The following is a 19808-nucleotide window of genomic DNA, read 5'->3' on the forward strand; positions in this document are numbered from 1 at the left end:
ACAACGACCGCGCCAAACCCTTCACCTGGACCGCCACCGACGACGACATCATCACCAAAATCAACCGTAAAATTACTTCAGACACGCGACACTAGAGGTCCTCGGCCGACGACGGGTACCAGCTCGCCGCGGTAACAGGCGTCGTCGATCTTGCTCGCGGAAAGGCTCGTTCCTGTGACGTCCGGGCCGCGGGGTAGTGCTGCGGGCGTTAGAGTGCGAGAGCTGAGGTATTTCGCGCGTTCCGGTCCGGCGGTGCGCCGCCTTCGCGGCATACCGATCTTGCGCGAACGATGAGGGACCTCGGCGCGGGGAGGATGCGGCGCGTTCCTCATCGTCCAGCAGCGGGCCTGAAAGCACCCATCCCGTCGGCACTGGAATTGTCCGTGCCCGTGATGGTGCTCGGTCCGCTGTCGCCTGCTCCTCGCACGTGTCCGGGTTCTCGTTGTTCTGTGACGACCTTCGAGCTGGCGTCGGCGGACTTGTGGGCCACCGGCATCACCGCTGATCGCCACCCGATCGAATTCCTGCGCATCCACCTCGATGAGCTCGGCGCGATTCCCGCCGGCCAGCTCCTCGACGTCCCCGACGGCACCCGGATCACGGTCGGCGGCGCGGTCACCCACAAACAACGCCCCGCCACCGCCGGCGGCATCAATTCCTCAACCTCGAGGACGAGACCGGCATGGCCAACATCATCGTGTCGGTCGGGCTGTTTCACCGGAGTAGGAAGATTTTGATGAATCACGCTGCGGTTGTGGTGCGTGGCATCGCGCAGGTCGGCGAAGGCACCGTGTCGATTGTCGCCGACCAGTTCACGCCGCTGGACCTCAAGTCGCTGGCGACGAAGTCTCGCGATTTCCGCTAGCCAGCCGAACGTTTGGTGTCGCCGAGTCAGCGGTCGCGGCGGCCTGCCCATCCCAGCAGGACCAGCGCAATTCCCATCCAGCCGACGAGGTAGCCGAACGCCACCGGGGGCGAGACGAACGTGTAGAGCGCCCCGGCGACCACGCTCGCGGCCACGTTGCCCAGCGCCTGGACGGTGGCCAGCAGCCCGAACGCCGACCCGCGCAGCTCGTTCGGCGCCAGCGCAGCCACCGCGGCGTGCTCGGCTGTTTCCGCGCAGCCGATCCCGATCCCGGCCAGCGCGAAACCCAGCCCCAGCACCACAAGCGCTGGACTCGACACCGCGAACACCACGTAGCCCAGCAGGAAGGCCGCGACCCCGGCCGCCGTCACCACCAGCGGCCCGAAACGGTCCGACCAGCTCCCGGCCGGAAAGGACACGAGCGTGGCCGCCACGTTGTAGACGATGTAGAGCGTGATCGCGAGCTGTGTCGCGTTCTGCGTCCCGTGGCTCGGGGCAAGCAGATCCGTGGCCCGCAAGATCAGCAGAGTCGCGGCGACGTTGCCGACCTCGAACGCGGCGAACCCGGCCATCACCCGACCCAGCCGGCCTCTCATCACCGGGCGGATCCGGAACCGCAGCTTGCGCCGCTCGGCGACGCGGGGCAACCGGGCCTGCCGGATGGCGAAGACGATCGCGCCCGCCGCCATCACTCCCGGGATCACCGACAGCACAATCGCCGTCCGGACCCCGACCAACGCGACCAACCCGAGCGCGAGCAACGGCCCGACGATCGCGCCCAGGTTGTCCATCGTGCGCTCGAACCCATACGCCCGCCCGTAGGCGTGCTTGGGTACGACGTCGGCCAGCAGCGCGTTGCGGGCCGGCACCCGCAGCCCGCGTGCGGCCCACGCCATTCCGCGCAGCACACCCGCCTGCACCGCCGACGACGTCACGCCGATCAACGCCGACAGCACCGCGGTCGCGGTATAGCCGCCGACCGCGACCCGTCGCCGTCGTCCCGGGTCATCCGCCAGCGCTCCGCCGACGAACCGGCCGGTGCCGGCCAGCCCTTCGGAGATGCCCTCGATCAACCCGAGCACCGCCGCCGGGGCGCCCAAGGTGCTGGTCACGAAGCTCGCCATCAGCGCCGTCGGAACCTCATGACCCACGTCCGCGAGAAAACTCGCCGTGCCGATCCCACCAACCCCAGGGGTCAACCACGGCCGTTTCGCCGTCTTCACCGCGTCGCTCACAGCCATAGACAACAGCAGCAGCGACAGAATCGGCAGACTACTTCTGCAGCTCACCAGCCACTAGGATGAAGACCAGAACAGAACTGTGTTCCTACTGACCGAAGCAGGGAACGTGGCCCGCTACCTCGACATCGCCACCGACATCGCGCAGCGCGTCCGCTCCGGCGACCTGCCGCCCGGCGCCGAGCTACCCGCCGTGCGCACCTACGCCGCCGAGCTCGGCGCCACCTCCTCGACCATCGTGCGCGCCTACCGCCACCTCGCCGACGCCCGCGTCATCACCGTCGCCGACCGCCGCCGCGCCCGCGTCGCCACCGGCGCCCAGGTCGCCGCGGCGCGCCTGCTCGAGGCCGACCGCGTGTTCCGCCTCGCCGGCAGCGACGACCCCGCCCTGCAAATCCTGCTCGCCCACACCACATCCGCCGTCACACCCGTCGGCGCCCGCGGCAGCTTCCACGCGCTGCGCGCCCTCGCCCGCGGCGAAGCCGACGGCGCCGCCATCCACCTGCGCCACCGCAACGGCGACTACAACGCCCCCTTCGCCCGAGCCCTGCTCCACGACCACAACCCGCACCTGCTCCACCTCTGGCGCCGCGAACAAGGCCTCCTCGTCCCACGGAGAAACCCCCGCAACCTCAACAGCCCGGCCGACCTCGCCGGCCTGCTCGTCGCCCGCCGCGAACAAGGCGCCGGCACCCGAGTCCTGCTCGACCAACTCCTCATCGCCCATAACATCCCGCCCCACACCATCACCGGCCCGGAACTGAACTCCCACCTCGAAATCGCCCTTGCCATCGCCGCCGGCACCGCCGACACCGGCCTCGGCATCCGCGCCCACACCGCAGAACTGGAACTGGGCTTCATCCCCCTCACCTGGGAGTCCTACGACATCGCCCTCCCCGAATCCGCCCTCGGCGTCGCCCAACCCCTGCGCACAGCCCTGCGAAACCCCACCGTCCGCACCACCATCGCAAACCTCGGCGGCTACGACCTCACCCACGCCGGCGAACTCCGGAAAATCAGCGGTCCGTGACGGGGGTGCCCGACGGCGGGGGTGACTGCCTTAGTACGGGCATCCCGATCGTGACGGGTCCGCCCGCCCGGGCACGGGTGGACCGGTCGAGGTCGGCTAGTTTCGTGGTCGCTGCGTTCAGGCTGGCGGTCAGCCCGTCGACCTCACCGAGCCAGGCGTTCATCCGGGCTTCGGTGATCCGGTCGCGGAGGTTGGCGATGATCTCGGCGAGCCGGCCGCGCTGACGCGGATCGACGTGCAGTACGGGGCAGCGGACGCAGGCGTGCTCGTGCTGGCAAGGGGTGCCGTAGGGACGCCCGCAGGTGCCGAGTTCCAGCTTGCGGGTCTGGAAGTGCTGCTCAAACTCGCGCCATTCCTCCTCCGTGGGGCTGCGGTACTCCTCGCTGGGGCGGGCGGCACGGCGGTCGGTGAGGAAGGCGCGGTAGGTGCGGACGAGGTCGTCCTGGAACACCGCGACATAGGCCTGGGTCGTGTCCAGCGAGGCGTGGCCGAGCAGGCGCGCGGCGATGTGGACGGGCAGCCCGTTGGTGACGACGTCGGTGGCGAACATCCGGCGGAAGTCGTGTGCGGCATAGCTAATCGGCTCCCCGGCCGCGTCACGGACGCCGGCTTCGCGCAGCACGCCGCGTATGAGACTGTTGATCGTGCTCTGGTTGATGACGGTGCGGCGACTGCCGCGCTGGCGTTGGAACAGGTGCGGTAGCGGCGGGCCGACCGTGCGCTCGTGGTGGTCATAACGCGGCACGAGCGGGACGGCGCCGCCGTTGCCGACGCGCAGCCGGGTAACGATCGTGGCGAGCACGCTGGCCAGCTCGGGGCTGACCAGCAGCAACCGCTCCTGGTTGTTTTTCGACGGCACGATCTGCAAGAGCGGAACCACCTCGCCGGTGTCCGGGAGCCGGTACGACACGATCGCGAGCTGGGTCAGCTCAAGCAGTTCCTCCACACGCACGCCGGTGTGCCGCAGCGTCTCGATCGCCGCCCACGCCCAGAAGAACTCGTCCTCGCGGGCGGCAACGTCGACCACATCGGTGGCCCCGGCTTCGATGACGTAAGCACCGACGAGTTCGTCGCGCAGGCGGCGGGTGCGCTGTGCGATCTTGGGCAAGATGCGCCTGTATCGCCGATCGCCGACGGTGAACTCCTCACCGGGCGCGCAGTCCAATGTGGCGCGCAGCAGGGTCGCCGACTCTGCGCGGAGACGGTCTGCGACATCGGCGATCTGGGACAAGTGCGGCAGCCGTTCGCGGATGCGCTGGTGCATCCGCGACCGTGCGGCGCGCTGGCTGCGCGCGAACCCTCGGCAGTCGCTCGCGCGCACCGGGCTGGGCACTGCCCAGCGCACCCACGACGGGTCTTCCACCGCCCAACGCTGGAGGTCCAGGTAGAAACTGCGGACGCGCGAGAGGAGGCCCAGCCGTTCCTCACGTGGGCGGGTGGTGCCGTCGGGCAGCGTCACGACGCGCGCGCGATCGCGCCACGCCGCAGCCACGTCGTCGGGCAGGTGCAGCGTGTCGATGCCCGGGTGGTGGCGTTCGATGTCGGCCCAGAACTGCCCGACCAGCAGGCTCACGTCTCCGCGGAACGAGGTGTAGTCCAGAGCCGGGCGCCGCTCGTCGAGGTAGCGGATGAACAAGTCGCGGATCTCAGCCGACTGCACGCGGTAGGCGTCGACCAGGTCGGCGGTCGGGCGCTGGCCGTGCAGCACGGTGTACCGCAACGTGCTGCCTCCCGGAGTGACACCGATCGTGGTGAGCATCTGCCACGCGGCGTGCATGCCCTGAGTCGGTTTGCCCGAGCGGCCGGTGTACTGCATTGCCCAGGCGTACATCTCGAGAACGTCGTCGGCCGTCATCTGGCTCGGCGGGCGTCCCGTGTGGATGGCGATCTTCGTGATCACCACCAGCGCGGGCAGGCTGTACTTCTGCTGCAGCTTCAGCTTGTCCGTGCCGGCTGCAAGAGCTTCGTACGACTCGGGTTCATGCAGAAAGCGGTAGCGAACCAGCAAGTCGTGCGGGCGATAGGCCAGCAGCGCGTCATAGCTGGGCAGCACCACCTGTTCCAGCAGCAGCCACGACAACGCCCGCATCCGCGCCTCGCGGACCGCCCTGGTGAAGGGACGGTGATCGGGCACAGTACCGAGCCAATCCAGACCGGCATCGGCGCCCGACGCCTGCCACCGGTGCTGCCAACCGGCGCCAGGGAAGCCCGCCAGCCAGCTCATCAGGCGCCGCAACTCAACCATCGTCGCGTTGTTCGCCTTGACGTCGACCGCGACCCACAGCGGCGAGCGCGTCGGCAGCTCGAGCACCTCATCGATCGTCAGCTGGTCACCGCGGCCGACGCGGGGACGATCCAGCAGGTGCGCGAGGTCGATCATCCAGTCCTTCGTGCGCTTCGTCTCGATCGACGTCACCGGAGCTCGCCCCCGAACAGCACCTGCAGATCCGCGGCCGCGTACGGAGCGGCCGGTCTCGGCTGCGGGGCAGGCGCGGCGGCCAGAGCGGCCAGGTGTTCCGCAGCTCGCAAGAGGACCTCGGCCTGGTCCTCCACCAGGTACACCTCCGCGGTCGTGCTCAGGTGTGCGTGTCCGAGGATCACCTGCACGTCGCGCATCGACAGCCGCGAGTCGCGCGACATCCGGATCGCCGCCGTGTGGCGCAAGTCGTGCAGCGTCCAGTTCGTGCCCAGGGCCGCGTTGAGCCGTCGGAACACGGCACGCAGCGAGTCGTAGCTCAGCGGCTGGCGCGTCAGCCCGCACCCGCGGTCGCGCCGTCGCAGTGTCTGCCACAACGGAACCGTCGGCGCGAGCTCGCCGAGCTCGGCCAGGTAGAGCCGCAGCCACACCAGGGCCTCGGCACTGACGGGCAGCCACTGCTCAGCACGCGTGCCCTTGCGCACGACCCGGATCTGCTGCTCGCCCCAGTCGACGTCCGGGCCCGTCATGCCCAGTAACTCGGCCGGCCGGGCCGCCGAGCTCACGCCCATGGCGATGATCGCGCGGTCGCGGTGCGAGCGCAGCATGCCGAACACTGTGTTCCACTGCTCATCTGGCATGGCGCGCGGCAGCCGCTGCGGGATCCGCGGGTTGAAGCGGATCCGGCCCTCGGTCCGGGGCCGGCCCTCGAAGGCGCCGTCGTAGCCGCGCCAGGCGTGCGCGTCCAACGGCATCGGGTTCAGCAGCGGTCCGCGCCGGCCATCCTCGCGGTGGAATTCGTAGAAGCTGCGGATCACCGCGTTGCTGTGCCGGATTGTCCGCGGCTGATACCCATTCCCGAGGTGCGGCTTACGCGTGATCGGGTTGACCGTGCCCGCCGTCGACGCCGACACCGTCCGTGGATGTTTCCGTGGCTTGACGGCCCGAGACAGCCACAGCACGAGCCCGCGAGCCTCCGCCGTGGTCGCCCGATTCCACTCAACGCCGCAGACCCGCAACCACCGCCACCAGCGCAACAGGTCGTAGGCGTAGCTGCGGACACTGGCCGCGCTGGTGGGCCGGGCCGCGAGATCGGCCAGGAACTCCGCGATCGCCGGCACGACCGCGTCGTCCGGATCAACCACCATCCACGCCGGGCCACTCGACCACGGAACAACCCGCCCCCAACGGGGCAACCGCACAAAATCCAGCGGCGATTGAGCAGGCACAACGCACTCCGACGACTTCGGCGATCACGACGACCGAAGTCTCGAACCCTGCGTCCGGGGTCAGCTGACGACGCACCGGCGTGTCGCCTCGTAGTCCGGTCAACGGTGTGGCGCCGCGACCGTCAAATATGGCTGTCCAGCCCAGCGCTGCTCGTGCGCGGCATCGCCCAAGTCGGGCAAGGCACCGTCTCGATCGTGGCCGACAAGGTCACGCCGCTGGACCTGAAATCGCTGGCGACGACGTCCCGGGACTTCAGGTGAGGCCACCAGCAGGGTGCGCACGGGCGTGCCCGCTATGGATCGTGCTGGGTAGTTCACTCCGGCGGTTGTAGGCCATCCGGCTGTTGACGTCGGGACGTTCGTATTCGTGAGCCGATGCCGACATACGGTGTTCATACCGGTGGTTCTTTTCGTCCCGGTGACTGGTGAGGCGCGATGTTCACAGCCCTCGGCGACCCGGTCCGGGGACAGTTTCCGGAGGTTCCCCATGCGGAATCGACGGCGCAGCCGGCGGCTGAACGCGCCTGAGCGCTGCCCGGGCACCGACTGTTCCCGCTGGTGCTCGACTACGGCAACACACCTCGCGGAGCCCGACAGCTCCGGACCCCGGCTCGGCAGCGACGTCGCGAGGACTTCACCTACTGGCCGGTCGAACCCGGCGTCGTGGTCGAAGGTACCGGCCAATCTTCACCAGCCACCCACGAGCATCACGAGGGTCGCGACCAGCAGCGGCAGCGTCACCACCACCAGCGGGTTAAAGACCGACGTCAGCCCCCCTCATCTGATCAGATCCGTACGGCCACGAATCGGTGGGTGACGAACGTTTGTTACGGCCGCCGGGTCACAGCTGGACGCGAAGGCGTGGGGGTCAGAAGGTCGGCGAGGCGCGCCACCTCTCCGCGAGCTCTACCCGGGCCGAATCTCGGTGGCGAGCAGCACGAGGTCGGTTCCGATGACCACATTCGAGCCCCAGCGCGCTAGCCTCGCGCTCTGCGCGCTCCGTCGACACGCCGTCCCCAAGCATCGAGCAGGTCAATATCCCGAGCTCCATTGCGCAACGGCAGGACGGTCGCTCCAGGGCCCCGGCAGGTATCGTTGATGGTGATTGACCGGTCGGTGGGCGCTACGCCTACTGCGAAAGCCGGTTCTGCTCTGCTGAGGGCCTGCTGAGCGCAGCCCACCACGCCACCAACTGGTCTGCCATCCGGTCAGAACAGTTGGCTGCAGGATCGCTCAACCCGAAGTGATCGGTAAGTTCGTGCCAGAGGAACTCGCTGATCTCCGGGCGTCCCGCCCCAGCCGCCAAACGCGACAGCAACGGCGCGATCACACAGTCATATTCGTCGTTAGCTGTCGTACGGTTCTGCTGTCCGAGTCAGCGCCGCGGCGCTGGACCCAAAGTGGCCAACCGGCAACCAACCAGACCTCGCGGTCGACTCGCCCTCGCCCACCGCCCCGGAGACCTCACCGCCTCGCTGCGGCTATGGCACGCGCTTTGCCCTGACTCGCCCTGGTGACCGGCCGGTGTTCGGAGACCATATTGATCAAGGTTAAGTAAAGCGTGACTATGCTGTTTGTCATGATGACGGACCTGGGGTTCGACTGCTCCTGCTGCGGCCGGCACCACGACGACCTGCCCTTGGCCTACGGCACCTTCGCCCCGGCCTACTGGCACGACGGCCTCAACGGCCAGCCGGACAGCATCCTCGGCGACGAGCAGTGCGTGATTGACCGCGAGCACTTCTTCGTCAAGGCCCGCCTGGTCCTGCCCGTCCTGGACACCAGCGACGACTTCGAATGGGGCGTGTGGGTCTCGCTCAGCAAGGCCAACTTCGGCCGCGTCATCGAAATGTGGGACAAGCCCGAACGAGTCCAGGAACCACCCCAATTCGGCTGGCTCTCCACCGAACTGCCCTCTTACGAGCCGACGACCCTGAACCTGAAAACCAACCTGCACACCCAGCCCGTCGGCGTCCGGCCCACTGCCGAACTCGAACCCACCGACCACCCGCTGGCAGTCGAACAACGGGCCGGCATCACCCGAGCTCGCATCCAAGCTATCGCCGAACTACTCCTGCACCCCACCCAGTGAGCCCGCTGACCGGCGACCACGATGTGCGTTTAGCGAGCGTATCGGAAGGGGACTTGAACCCCCACGCCCATGACCAGCGGATCCACAGAGGAACCAATGAGAAGTCTTGACAAAACCGCAGGTCAAAGAACCAAGTATGTGTCCGAGACGATCTTGCACGCTAACCACAACGCTCCGGATCCCTGGCTGACCTGTAGGTTCTCACTTACCCCAGCCACACCCCCCCATGGGGACTACAACGCTGGCCGCCATCGAGAAGTTCGCCCGCTGACAAGTCGCCACCTCGCCCGGCAGGGCCGGGTGGCGATCCGGTCGATCGTGTCGTTGTCGCAGTCGATCTCGACCATGACCGGGACGACGTAGGGACCCAGCGCCGGCCAGGAAGCGCCCGCGCCGCGACCCGGACGGCGACGTCGACTTGGACGGCTGAGCGTCCCGGCGTAACGTCGAGTTTATGTCGTTTCGGGAGGGCCAGTACCGGTCCGGTCCGCAGTCGGCCGAGCTATTGGTGAAGACGCGGCGCACTGGACTCGGCTCGCGCGTCGGGCACGATCTCACGATCGAGGCGTCAGAGTGGGTTGCCGCCGTGTCGGTGAACACGGCGGACCCCGCGTTGTCCTCGGTCTCGGTCGACGTCGTCGCCGGCTCGCTGCGGGTGCGGTCCGGAAGCGGCGGAATCAAACCGCTCACCGACTCCGACCGCGCCGAGATCGAGAAAAACATTCAGACGAAGATTCTGCACACCGACCGATATCACGCAATCACGTTCCACTCGACGCGAGTCATCCAAGATGGCGAATCGCTCACCGTCGACGGCAATCTGACCATCATGGACCAGTCACACCCGATCACCGTGCTGGCCACGGTCAGCGACGACCGCAGGATTCGAGGCGGCGCAACCATAGTCCAGACACAATGGGGCATCAAACCCTATTCGGCGTTTTTCGGGGCGCTGAAGCTGGCAAACGAGGTCGCAATCGAATTCGACGCGGAACTCACCCCGCCCTAGCCACGCAGAATCATCAGGCCGGCCGCCGCTCGCCGAAATGCAGCATACTGGGTGCCGGCTGAGCGCGGTGGTCGTGGACAGTGGCGAGGCTGGCCCGGCAGGCGCTCACAATCTGGCGAGTGGCGATGCCCTTGGGGGTGCGGCGGCAGCGCGGGCAAGCCATTGTCACGTCGCCAGTGGCAGCGGCGCATCGTGGTAGTCCGGACGGTGTATTTGTCCAGCAGCAAAGCCTGTGCCCAGTTCTGCCGTTCGACGTCGGCGGCGTGGCGCAGCCGCCGCGATTCCCGAGCCGCGTTCACCCATTGCCCGGCGACCACACCGCGATGCCGAGTATCACGACCACCAACGGAATCCGGACCGAAACCTGCATCAGGCGATCGTAGCGACCAGACCGCGACCCGGCAGGTGGTCGACGTCGTTACCGCCGTCGACGGGGCCGGCGCTTGCCGCCTCGCCCGGTCCGTGGCGACGTGGACGTGACAGGGCGTCCGCGGGGAAGACCACCAGTTTGCCGATACTCCTTGAGGTGATTATTCTGCAGGCACGGCGTCGATGGTGACGACTTCGGATTCTCCCGGGTGATTGATAGTGGATACGGTGGGGTTGAGATAGCCGAAGTCGACCTGCGCGTAGTGCCCACGGTAGCTGCTGGGCAATTCGTTGTCGGCGATGATGAACTGGACACGGCCGGGGTTGGCGTCGGCCTGCGTGACGAGCCTGCGATACAGGGCAGCGGTGAGCTTTTCTGCTGTGTTGAGCGCCAGCCGCGGACTGTCGATGAGCAGGAATGCCGGATAGTTGGTGTCGTGGTTTCGTAGCGCCACCGCAAGCACTGCCGACCAGTAGGCCACCTGCGTGGCGGTGGCCATGCCGCCACCGACTTGGACCACTTGCGAGAAGATCTTGCCGTTGAGGTACGGCAGGTACCTGTCCCGGTGCACGGACGCGGTCTGCACCCCAGGGATGCCGACTGCTGCCACTGTGCTGGCGAACTCTTCACTGATCTCATCGATGATGCGCGTACGTCGCTCTTCCAGTTGCGCTGTCGCCCGCTTCAACTGGCCCCGCAGCTGCTCCCGTTCGCTCCGAAGCGCATCTGCGGCCCTTTCCAGATCTGCGACACGATCCCATTGACGTAACGTGGCTTCGAGGAGCTCCAGCTGTGTTCGTGCCGTGGCGAGGCGTTGCGAGGCGTCGCTGAATGCCTGCAGGCGTGGGGTGACTCGTTCGGCCGTGCGATTCTCAAGCGTCCGGGACAGATGGTCGATCAGTTGTTCTCGATCGCTGACGGCACGCGTGAACACCTCCCGCTGAGCGCCGAGAGCGCGGATCTGGTCTTCCATTTCCGCGAGCTGCGACGTCAGCTGACGAACCTCGTACTGGTCGAGTTCCCCCGTCTCGGCGACCGCATCAGGTTGCAGACACAACCGACAAGCCCCCTCAGAGACGTGCCGATCAAGAGACTGCATACAGCGAGGACAGGTGGTGAATTCGATGTCGGCCAACCGTGCACCCGCCACACGTAGCCTGTCCAACCGGGCAAGGTCGCCCTCGACGCGGCGACGTTCACCGATGTACTCGGCTTGTCGCCTGGCCAAGTCAACATCGGCGGCGCGGGCGTCAGCGAGGGCGCGTTCTGCTTCGGCCAGCAGATCCCGCACCACTTGAGTTTCCCGATCAGCGACTGGCTCGATCTCATCCCGCAGCACGGCCAGTTCCCGCTCGGCGGCTCCCTGATGTTCCCGGGCTGCCTCGTAGATCTCGACCGCGTCACTGCGGGCGGTGGTTCCGCTGGTGCGCAGGAATTCCACGACGGTGGAGTGTTCCTTGTCTGCCTTGTCGATGTCGCCTTTGAGTTTGTTGACGCGCGACCGCATGGCTAAAATGTCGGCGTCGGTCAACCCGAACAGCAGCTCGAATACCGCTCGGCGCTTTGGTTCGCGGTAGCTGTCTTGGCTGTGGGCGATGTCGCGGTTGATCTCGTATTGAGGGATGTAGAGATAGGTGAAGATGTCGTAGAAGGTGATGCGGTTGCCTTCGCGTGAGCTGTTGCCACCCGCGGCAGCGCGCATGTCGTCGCGCAGGCCAAGGTAGCGCATTAGAAGGGTGTTAAGGCTTGGTTGTTCCTCGCCCACGTTGTGGTCAGGTTGGCGTTCCTGCGCGATGCGGTCGGTGACGCGCACTGTCTTACGTTTGGCCTCATCGAGGCTGCGTACCAGTCGGAGCTTGTCCTCACCGATCGTCACGTCCAGCGCGACGGCTTCGACATGCTCGATCGCGACGGGCGCGAGGCGCGCATCGCCGCCGAACCCGAACTTGATCAGTTCCAGCAGCGTGGTCTTTCCCACGCCCGTCGGGCCGGCCAGGACAGTGAGGTCGGAGGCGAACTGATAGGTCACCTCACCTTCGGTGGTGTCAAGAGTCAAGACGTCAACACGGAACCGGACAGTCATCGGATCACCTGCCGGTGCGGGCGGTCCATCAAGTCTGCCAGCCGCTCATAGATACGGTCCTTCAACGCGTTTCCTGTCATGTTCGCCGACGCCTCTGCGATCGCGTGGCTGCGGTCGTTGGTGTCGGTCCACTGTCGACTATTGGCCAGTTCGCCGGCCAGGCGCCGTCCGGCGGGCGTGGGGGTCACCGCGACGCTTCCTTTACGTGCGGCGGTGTAGCGGAGCAGACCGCGGCCGATGAGGGCGCCGATGATCGCGTAGTACCGGTCATCCCACGGCCCATACTTGTACCGGGTCATCGGGGCTTCAACATCGGTGGGTGCGGAGAACTCATTCACGCCAAGGTGTAGCCGAGGGTCGTGGCGATCCAGCCGGTCAAGGACCTGCGGAGCCAGAGCCGGATACCGGACGAGGAAGTCGAGTTTCGCCAGTTTGGTGAGCCCGTCGAGCTTGTTGGCGTGTCCCTTCGTTGCCGCCACCGCGGTCACGAGCAGCAGCACCCGCACCTGGTGATAGGCGAGGTCTTCTCGCAGCAGCGTACGTTCCAGGACGCCGTCGGGTTCGGTCATGACGTCGCTTCCCGCTCCGCACGCAGCCGCGCGATCACATCGTCTACGTCGAATCGCTGCCCAAACCACACCTTGCACCGGTTGGCCCACTCACACAGCCCACCCAAGGCGATGTCGGCGTCCATGCCGGCAGGCAAGGAGTCACCGGGCAGGTCGTCCATGCGCTGTTGCAGGCGACGCCACAGCACTCCGCCTGCGACGGAGACGGAGTCGTTGACCTCATCGTTGATGCGCAGCAGCCGACGTTCGAAGCTCTTCTGCTCCACGCGCGCTGAAGCGTCCCCGCCGATCCGTTCGCGCCAGTAGTCCTGGTACTCCATACGTAAGTGCTCCGCCCGCTCGACGGCGTTGTCGGAGCAGCCACCAGTGTTCATCTTCACGGCCAGTCGCGTGGTCAGCGGCACCCGCTGCACCGGCTCATATCCGGCCGGCATGGCCAACGCCGTCCGGATGGCTAAGTCGATGTCACTCATGGTCACGATCCGCCTGAGGAGTTCCCGCTCGATTTCGGTGTAGGTCGGCGGGCTAGCGCCCAGCCGATACGCCATCACCGCGGGCAACGCCGCGCTCGGTATCGGTCCTTTCGCCCGCATACGAGCCCGAAACAGCCGCATCACCGCTTCCCACACAACCACGACCGCTCCAGCTATGGCTAGCCGGTCCAGCACGGGCTGAGCGAACATCGACGGTGCTGCGTACTCGATGTAGGCTCGCTGCGGTTTGCTGTGATCGACACGCAACATCGACATGAAACGGGCGACTTCCGCACGCTGCTCATCGGCCGGCACCGTCGCGCCGCCGTTCCAGCGTGCCGCGACAGCGGTGTGATAGCGGGCAATCGCGGCTCGAAGCATATCAACAATTTCGCGGCGTTCATCCGTCACGACCACGGCGGCGCCGGACAGCCGCAGCTTACGAAAATATTCACATGCTGCCAGAACATCGTGTGCATCGCCGGCCGCGACTCCGCCGGTGGTCACCAGCCGACACAGCGGTTTCTCCCCTAACGCCGACCAGCGTTCAAACAGATGCGCGAGCCCGCCCTCGTCGGCGAGCTTGTTCACCGTAGTAAAGGCACTCACGGACGGGTCCCGGTGCTTACCAGAAACAAGCTCGGCGTCCTCATCCTCCAGCAGAACCCAGTCTTCCTGCCATTCACACAACACGCGACCGTCGCAGTCCTGCGGCAAACGCCCGTGCTCATCGAGCGACCGCAGATAGAGAGCCAAACTGTCGGCGGCCGCCATCGCGGCCTGCCACTCATAACGGTCGGCGGTGTCCGCACCTGAATCATCCGGCGGAGTAGCTGTGAGGACCCTTTCGACGGCGGATCTAGACCGATCACCGTCAGCGGTTCTAGGCGAAGAAACAGAGGACCCCGAGGACATCGGGACATCATAGGGCCCGACGATCAACAACCCGCCGACTGCGCTGCGCCATCACTCTAACGGCCGCACGTGCGACCCATCGGTCGCCGGGCGCCCACTCGAAGGGCAGGGCTGTGATCGCCGGCGGGGGTTTGATCGCGGCATGTCGCGAAGTCGCTCCCTCCGAGATTCACTGACGTGCACCGTTGTGGGTCCTAGGACGGCACCAGCTACATCCATCACGTCTTTTCGCCTGGTCAACGCGACGCCACGGTATGCGCGATGCCCGACGTCGCCCCCGAAGTAAACGTGAGCCGGACCGAACCCTGGACGTTGAGCGGCCGCTGATGCAAACAAAGACGAAGCTGTCCAGATTTCAGCAGGCGACCGGGGCCGGCACCGATCCGGCCGCGCTGGTCGAGCCGCCCAACCGCGCCAAGGCGGAGATCGATATGGCGGAGGAAGAGTTGGCGCGGCTGCCGTCAGAGTGACCATTGATCGGGCGGAGGTTGAGGCAATGGACTCGCTCGTTGTAACCCGGGCGGCAGGTGATGTACGCGAGTGCCGTGAGGCTTCAGGAGCTGCACGAGGAGAGCGGGCTAGAGGTGCGATACAACGAAAGGGAGCGAACAGTCAATGTGACCATCCCCCCACCCCGCAGGGGCTGGTGCGTGTGTCGGAAAACGATCTTGCTCGCTCCTCAGAAGGATTGAGCTGGGCTGACCGCCATCGTAGTCTCGGAAGCTGGGCTCCATGACCAACCCACGCGTGACCAGTGGCGCGTGTTTCACTTCGCCCAGCGCACCCCGGAGGGCGAGCCGTGCGACGTCCCAAACGGCAGAGGCGAAATCGTGAGCATCTCCAGATCCGCTGAAGAGGTCGTGTGAGCCTGCATGGCCGAGACAATTTTACGCTCAGCTGTGTCCGTCCCACACGTAGTCGATTGCGATATCGGATTCATAATACTCCATAGGCGACTTCTGATCGTGCAGAATGGCCTTGCGAACCAACGGATTCTGCAGATCCAAGATGCGCATCACGTTTCCGACGCTTGACACGGCGTCGATGCGGTGAAATTTCGAGCCGTGATCTTGAGCGAACCTGGCGAGTCCCTGGAGCTTTGCCAGCGAGTCTTCGAGGTGGTGGCCGTGGGGATCGACAATCGACGGTCGTACCTCGCCGCGGACATCGTTGAAGAACACGAAGTCCGGATGCATCGAGCGCCAATTGCCGAGTTCGTCTCGGTACGCGATGCCGAGGGAGTCGGCGGCTTGCCGCGGCGGATTCCGGTACCACCCCACACAGTTGTCGCGGGCGAGCTCTGCCGTGACGACTTTCCGCTCCCAGTCGTTTAGCGAGCTGATCGGGCACATGCCGTGCTCGTCGGACATCAGGTGCCGATCGACCATGCGCGCCCGGGCGTACTGTCCGTCGGGCTGGACCTCGAGGTAGTCCTCGATCCGGGTCCTCGGCCGGATCAGCTCGGACACCTTGGGCTCGGTGGCCAGCGCCGCAATGTCGTCGTACACCTGGCGACGCTCGTCGGAGAGATCACGGATTTGCACCCGATAACGCGCGAACCATTTGTCCGAAAGGCTGTCAGCCTCCTTGTCGATGTACGCGCGAACCTCCGGAACGATCGCTAGCGCAGACGTAGTCACGTACGCCTCGCGTAGAGAGTCGTCCTCCTCGTCCTGGTCGGCCAAGAAGTTCACGTACGACTGCGCGATGTCGGCGCCAAACGCCCTCTTCGCGTCGGTGAACCCGACTTGGATGGCGCGGTCGTCGGCGCGCTCGACGAAGTCCTCGTACGACAGGTGAGAGCTGCCGGTCCTACCGCCGATCGTCTGACCTCGGACCGCCCAGATCTCCGAGACGGCCTTGTCGAGCAGCTTCGGGTGACGACGACGCTGACTCTCCAGGACGTTATGCATATCCTCAGTGGCGTCTCGCAGCGCGCCGGGACGCACACCGTCAGCCGACAGCGCAAGAGCGAGGGTCACCAAGCGTCGCACCGGAGACGAGCCACGCTTCGGGATCGTCATCGTCGGCATCGCGTCCCAGCTGTCCCACACCGATTCGGGAAGCTTCGGGTTGGGTTTGAGCATGCACTCCTCGATGATAGTCCTCCGCACCGGCGCCGTAATCTCGTCGATCTGCCCGGTGAGGAACTTAACGACCTTGCCTGCCATCGTGCGGTCGAAGAACGGCAGCAGGCACTCAACGGCGTTGAGCTTCTCGTCCCCCGGCACGCGGCGCGCGAGCGGGCTGCGCACCATCCGGCCGAGCAGCTGCGTGATGTGCGTGTGGTCTTTCGCCGGACGGAACGACACCATCACCTCCGCTCGCGGGCAGTCCCACCCGGTCGAGATGGCGTCCTTCGCGACCAACACGCGCACCTTCGCGGCGTCTTCCACACGCTGCGGTTCGATCCAGTCGACTTCCCATGATCCGAACCGCAGCGGGGCGTGGTCGCCGAACACGTGTCGGACCGCATCAGCGCCCAGCTCGCCGACCTCACGGAAAATCTCGTTCAGCGCGACGCCGATCTGGTCGTGGTCGGCCTTGTTCGGCACCTGCAACACGAGCAGTGGCTGCACGACGTCGGCGCTGCCCTGGCCGGCGGCGTACTGCTGCCACCGCTCGGAGGACTCGCGAAGCTTCCGCGCGCCCCGCCGGACAAGGACCGTGTCGAAGTTTCCAGCCTCGGCGGGAATGTCGAGCAAGATGGTGTCCTTGACTAGGCCGGACTCCTGAACGCGGAACCCATCCACGGTCACCGGCGGCAGCTGGCGACGGGTTTTGTCGGCGTGAGCCTCTTCCATCGCTTCCTTGAACCGGTCGATGGTGGCCGAGATGCCCCACACGATCGGGATCGGCGGGTAGCCAGCGTGGCCGTTGATCAGCTTCCGTACGAGCGTCGGCTTGTCCCGTGTCGCCTTCGTGTTGAAGCCGCGGTGCGCCTCGTCGAGGATCAAGTAGACGGTCAGGTCCGGGTCGGTGATCGTGTTGGCGATCGTTTCCCAGATCGTCCAGCCCTGCATATCCGGCTGTGCCGTTGAGGTCATCGACTCGAACGACTCTTGCCCATCCACGCCGTCGACGTGGCCCCGGGTCAACAGTGAGTTCTTGCCGAGACGCTGCGTGTTTAGGAAGTACACCTTGCCCGGGTCGAGTTGCGGCTTCGCGAACGGCGGCGCGATCGTGACCAGGTCGGAGTGAGTGAGCTTCTCCGACGCCTCCATCAGGCGGAACTTCGTCTGGTCGTTGAGATTCGGGTCGTCGGAGAACCAAATCACGACCGCGCCGTCGTCCGGCTCGAAGTCGAACGTCGAGTTTCCGTAGAACAGCGCTTCGATCACCGCGGCGGCCATGACAGTCTTGCCGGCGCCGGTCGTCGCACTCAGCGACACCGACACTTCCTTGCCTTCAGTCTCGTAGATCCCCTTCGCGCGTTCTAGGGCGCGCAGGGCGTCGTCGACCGCGTCGGCCTGGTAGTCCTTGAGCGTGAATTTCACCGCGCACCCCGTCCAGAGTTGATCTCGAAGTTCCGCAGGTACGCCTCATACAGCCGCACCGGCTCGACATTATCTGGGAGGTCGCGGCAGACAGACTCGAACAGCCGATCCTCGTCGGTCACGATGAAAGCCATCTGCGCCGACTCCTGCCTCTTCATCTCGTGCAGGAACGCGTCCACCTGATCCAAATCCGCCAGAACCCCGTAGGCCTCGGCGACGTCCCATCCTTTCGACAGTTTGTCGATCCGACGTCCGCGCGATCCGGCACGCAGCCACAACAACGGCGCGATCCGCTCGAACTCCCGGTGACTGGACACCCGCAGCGGAGCCTCATAAGTCAGGTCGAAAAACTCGACGTTCTGCTCCAGGCCCTCGGAGTACGTCGAGCCGTCCGGTCGAATTCCCGTCACTACAGTGCTAATCCGTGGATTAGCAACAAATTCGTAGACTCCCTTGGACTCCCACTCCACATCGCCCGGCCGGTGGCCGGCTTTGCGAAGAGCCTTGGCCTCCTTGGCGGAAACCTCGTTGTTAGTAACGAGGATGCATCGTCGGGTGCCATCGTCCTCAGCGTTGACTCGCATAACAGCTTCCGCAGTGGACCCGGAGCCAGCAAAAAAGTCGAGCACTACAGCGTCTTTTGGGGCGACTACTCGAATCCACCGTCCGAGAACCTCGTGGTCCTTGGGATTTGGGAAACGCTTGTCGCCCAAGATACCCTCGATTCGTCTTGATGCCGCCCGGCGGTCGACATAAAAGGCGTCGAGTGGCACTTGCCCATCCATCTCGTCCAGATACCGCTTGAACGTGGGTCGGGTTGATTCGTCTGCGCCGAACCGAATGCGACCTGCAGCCACCAGTTCTGCCATGCGCTCACTCGAGTATACCCAGCCGTTGGGGTGCATGTTGGCCGGTTTGCCGGTGATTGGATGTAGGACATCATAACAAAGATTCGGCCGGGGATTGGGACTACGAAGGTTGTCCGCAAAGTACGGGAAGCCGGGCCGGCCTTCGGCTCCGTCAACCCTGTCGTAATGCTTCGAGGCACGGGTTGGATGGTCCTGCGGAAGCGAGCGCCACCACTCGCGGAGTCGCTTCGTCGCTTCCTCTACGTCGTGCCCAGATAGCTCCCACGCTTCATGGGCCGCGGCGACGACAGCGGCGATACCCGGCTTCGACTCCCGCCATCGTATTCCTCGGGCAGCCAACTCAGCCTCGGAACGTGCGTAGATGAGCATGTAGTCCGTTCCGTTTGATACGTACCGGGAGTCGTTCTTTCGTCCGCCTTGCCAACCGACCTGACTTAAATAATTCTCCGTCCCGAAGACCTGGTCCATCAGCATTCGCAACCGGTGGTGTTCCTCATCACCGATCGCCACGATGATCACACCGGTTGCTTTGAGTAGTTCCTTGGCGAGCAGCAGCCGACGCTCCATGAAGGCGAGCCATTTGGAATGCTTGTAGTGGTCGTCGCTGGCGACGTACTTGTCGTTGTAGATCCAGCCTTCGTTGCCGGTGTTGTAAGGCGGGTCGATGTAGATGCAGTCGACCTGGCCGCGGTGAGTGAAGAGCAGCGTCTGCAGTGCGTGGTAGTTCTCGGCGTTGATCACGCTGTGGAACGGCTTGTCTCCGCCGCGTTCGATGCGACCGGTGGAGACCAGACCGGGGTAAATCGGGTCGCGGAACTCGGCGGCGACGAGCAGTTCAGTCAGCGGATGCTGCTGGGTATCGTCGCCATCCTCGATGGTGGCGATACCGGCGGCTCGCTTGATTGCGGTGACTCGCCATAGACGTGAGTTCTCTTTAGTCGGGTTCGTGCCGCGTCCGGGAAGTACGTGCACCTTGTCGCCTCGGCGGACAGGTCGACCAGGAAGCTCGACGACTTCCGGGACGTGGCGTTCGAAGTTGAGACCGAACGACCGGCGGTCCGCGAGGGCACCGACTTCGCGTTGCAGGTCGGCGGCGAGTGTCGGGTTTGTGAGACCGACTTGGCGGATCAGGTCGTTGAGGCGGGACAACGCG

At 65.6% G+C, this 19808-nt stretch carries 13 protein-coding genes; 5 read left to right on the forward strand and 8 right to left on the reverse strand.

What is annotated here, in order from left to right; translation table 11 throughout:
• Window positions 1–682: 682 nt before the first annotated feature.
• Complete coding sequence (locus AB0H62_RS30900; RefSeq protein ID WP_360589913.1) at window positions 683–865, forward strand: hypothetical protein; 183 nt, start codon at window positions 683–685, stop codon at window positions 863–865.
• Between the two features lie 26 nt (window positions 866–891).
• On the opposite strand, the gene AB0H62_RS30905 is transcribed toward AB0H62_RS30900, so the two are convergent.
• The gene (locus AB0H62_RS30905; protein ID WP_360590298.1) at window positions 892–2106 is read right to left on the reverse strand and encodes an MFS transporter; all 1215 of its coding nucleotides are present in this window, start codon (window positions 2104–2106) and stop codon (window positions 892–894) included.
• Between the two features lie 106 nt (window positions 2107–2212).
• Here AB0H62_RS30905 and AB0H62_RS30910 point away from each other — a divergent pair, with 106 nt between their 5' ends.
• Window positions 2213–3133 carry a helix-turn-helix transcriptional regulator gene (locus AB0H62_RS30910; RefSeq protein WP_220240061.1) on the forward strand — a complete coding sequence of 307 codons (921 nt, stop codon included), beginning with the start codon at window positions 2213–2215 and terminating at the stop codon, window positions 3131–3133.
• On the opposite strand, the gene AB0H62_RS30915 is transcribed toward AB0H62_RS30910, so the two are convergent.
• Together AB0H62_RS30915 and AB0H62_RS30920 are read right to left on the reverse strand one after the other, a co-directional pair.
• Window positions 3120–5549: a site-specific integrase gene (locus AB0H62_RS30915; RefSeq protein WP_220240060.1), complete on the reverse strand. Its 2430-nt coding sequence runs from the start codon at window positions 5547–5549 to the stop codon at window positions 3120–3122. The genes AB0H62_RS30910 and AB0H62_RS30915 overlap by 14 nt on opposite strands.
• The gene (locus AB0H62_RS30920; protein ID WP_220240059.1) at window positions 5546–6697 is read right to left on the reverse strand and encodes a site-specific integrase; all 1152 of its coding nucleotides are present in this window, start codon (window positions 6695–6697) and stop codon (window positions 5546–5548) included. Before AB0H62_RS30920 ends, AB0H62_RS30915 begins: the two co-directional genes overlap by 4 nt.
• Before the next feature lie 1660 nt (window positions 6698–8357).
• On the opposite strand from AB0H62_RS30920, the gene AB0H62_RS30925 reads away from it, so the two are divergent.
• Together AB0H62_RS30925 and AB0H62_RS30930 are read left to right on the forward strand one after the other, a co-directional pair.
• A complete protein-coding gene (locus AB0H62_RS30925; protein WP_360589916.1) occupies window positions 8358–8870 on the forward strand; it encodes a DUF2199 domain-containing protein in 513 nt (170 codons plus the stop codon).
• Between the two features lie 454 nt (window positions 8871–9324).
• Window positions 9325–9879: a YceI family protein gene (locus tag AB0H62_RS30930; RefSeq protein ID WP_360589918.1), complete on the forward strand. Its 555-nt coding sequence runs from the start codon at window positions 9325–9327 to the stop codon at window positions 9877–9879.
• A 530-nt stretch (window positions 9880–10409) separates the two neighbouring features.
• Here the strand turns inward: AB0H62_RS30930 and AB0H62_RS30935 are convergent.
• The 3 genes from AB0H62_RS30935 to AB0H62_RS30945 are packed head-to-tail and all read right to left on the reverse strand — an operon-like array spanning window position 10410 to window position 14148.
• Entirely contained in the window at window positions 10410–12332 is a 1923-nt protein-coding gene (locus AB0H62_RS30935; RefSeq protein WP_360589920.1) for an AAA family ATPase, read from the reverse strand.
• Window positions 12329–12901: a hypothetical protein gene (locus AB0H62_RS30940; protein WP_360589922.1), complete on the reverse strand. Its 573-nt coding sequence runs from the start codon at window positions 12899–12901 to the stop codon at window positions 12329–12331. Before AB0H62_RS30940 ends, AB0H62_RS30935 begins: the two co-directional genes overlap by 4 nt.
• Window positions 12898–14148, reverse strand: a complete 1251-nt coding sequence (locus tag AB0H62_RS30945) for a hypothetical protein (RefSeq protein WP_360589924.1) — start codon at window positions 14146–14148, stop codon at window positions 12898–12900. The genes AB0H62_RS30940 and AB0H62_RS30945 overlap by 4 nt, the downstream gene beginning before the upstream one ends.
• Window positions 14149–14615: 467 nt before the next feature.
• On the opposite strand from AB0H62_RS30945, the gene AB0H62_RS30950 reads away from it, so the two are divergent.
• Window positions 14616–14759, forward strand: coding sequence for a hypothetical protein (locus AB0H62_RS30950; RefSeq protein ID WP_360589926.1), 144 nt, complete (start codon window positions 14616–14618; stop codon window positions 14757–14759).
• Window positions 14760–15182: 423 nt separating this feature from the next.
• Here the strand turns inward: AB0H62_RS30950 and AB0H62_RS30955 are convergent, their stop codons facing one another.
• Together AB0H62_RS30955 and AB0H62_RS30960 are read right to left on the reverse strand one after the other, a co-directional pair.
• Window positions 15183–17786 (reverse strand): DEAD/DEAH box helicase family protein, encoded by a 2604-nt coding sequence (locus tag AB0H62_RS30955; RefSeq protein WP_360589927.1) that lies wholly within the window; start codon window positions 17784–17786, stop codon window positions 15183–15185.
• On the reverse strand, window positions 17783–19804 hold the full coding sequence (locus AB0H62_RS30960) for a DNA methyltransferase (RefSeq protein ID WP_360589929.1): 2022 nt from the start codon (window positions 19802–19804) through the stop codon (window positions 17783–17785). Before AB0H62_RS30960 ends, AB0H62_RS30955 begins: the two co-directional genes overlap by 4 nt.
• Between the last annotated feature and the right edge of the window lie 4 nt (window positions 19805–19808).

The organism is Amycolatopsis sp. NPDC050768 (genome assembly GCF_040654155.1).
Classification (GTDB): Bacteria; Actinomycetota; Actinomycetes; order Mycobacteriales; family Pseudonocardiaceae; genus Amycolatopsis.

What these genes read in the sequence shown, in the direction of transcription:
- AB0H62_RS30920 (WP_220240059.1), bottom strand. Translation starts at nt 6,697, where the DNA reads ATGGTGGTTGATCCGGACGACGCGGTCGTGCCGGCGATCGCGGAGTTC.
- AB0H62_RS30945 (WP_360589924.1), bottom strand. Translation starts at nt 14,148, where the DNA reads ATGGCGGCCGCCGACAGTTTGGCTCTCTATCTGCGGTCGCTCGATGAG.
- AB0H62_RS30950 (WP_360589926.1), top strand. Translation starts at nt 14,616, where the DNA reads ATGCAAACAAAGACGAAGCTGTCCAGATTTCAGCAGGCGACCGGGGCC.
- AB0H62_RS30925 (WP_360589916.1), top strand. Translation starts at nt 8,358, where the DNA reads ATGATGACGGACCTGGGGTTCGACTGCTCCTGCTGCGGCCGGCACCAC.
- AB0H62_RS30905 (WP_360590298.1), bottom strand. Translation starts at nt 2,106, where the DNA reads ATGGCTGTGAGCGACGCGGTGAAGACGGCGAAACGGCCGTGGTTGACC.
- AB0H62_RS30940 (WP_360589922.1), bottom strand. Translation starts at nt 12,901, where the DNA reads ATGACCGAACCCGACGGCGTCCTGGAACGTACGCTGCTGCGAGAAGAC.
- AB0H62_RS30935 (WP_360589920.1), bottom strand. Translation starts at nt 12,332, where the DNA reads ATGACTGTCCGGTTCCGTGTTGACGTCTTGACTCTTGACACCACCGAA.
- AB0H62_RS30900 (WP_360589913.1), top strand. Translation starts at nt 683, where the DNA reads ATGGCCAACATCATCGTGTCGGTCGGGCTGTTTCACCGGAGTAGGAAG.
- AB0H62_RS30930 (WP_360589918.1), top strand. Translation starts at nt 9,325, where the DNA reads ATGTCGTTTCGGGAGGGCCAGTACCGGTCCGGTCCGCAGTCGGCCGAG.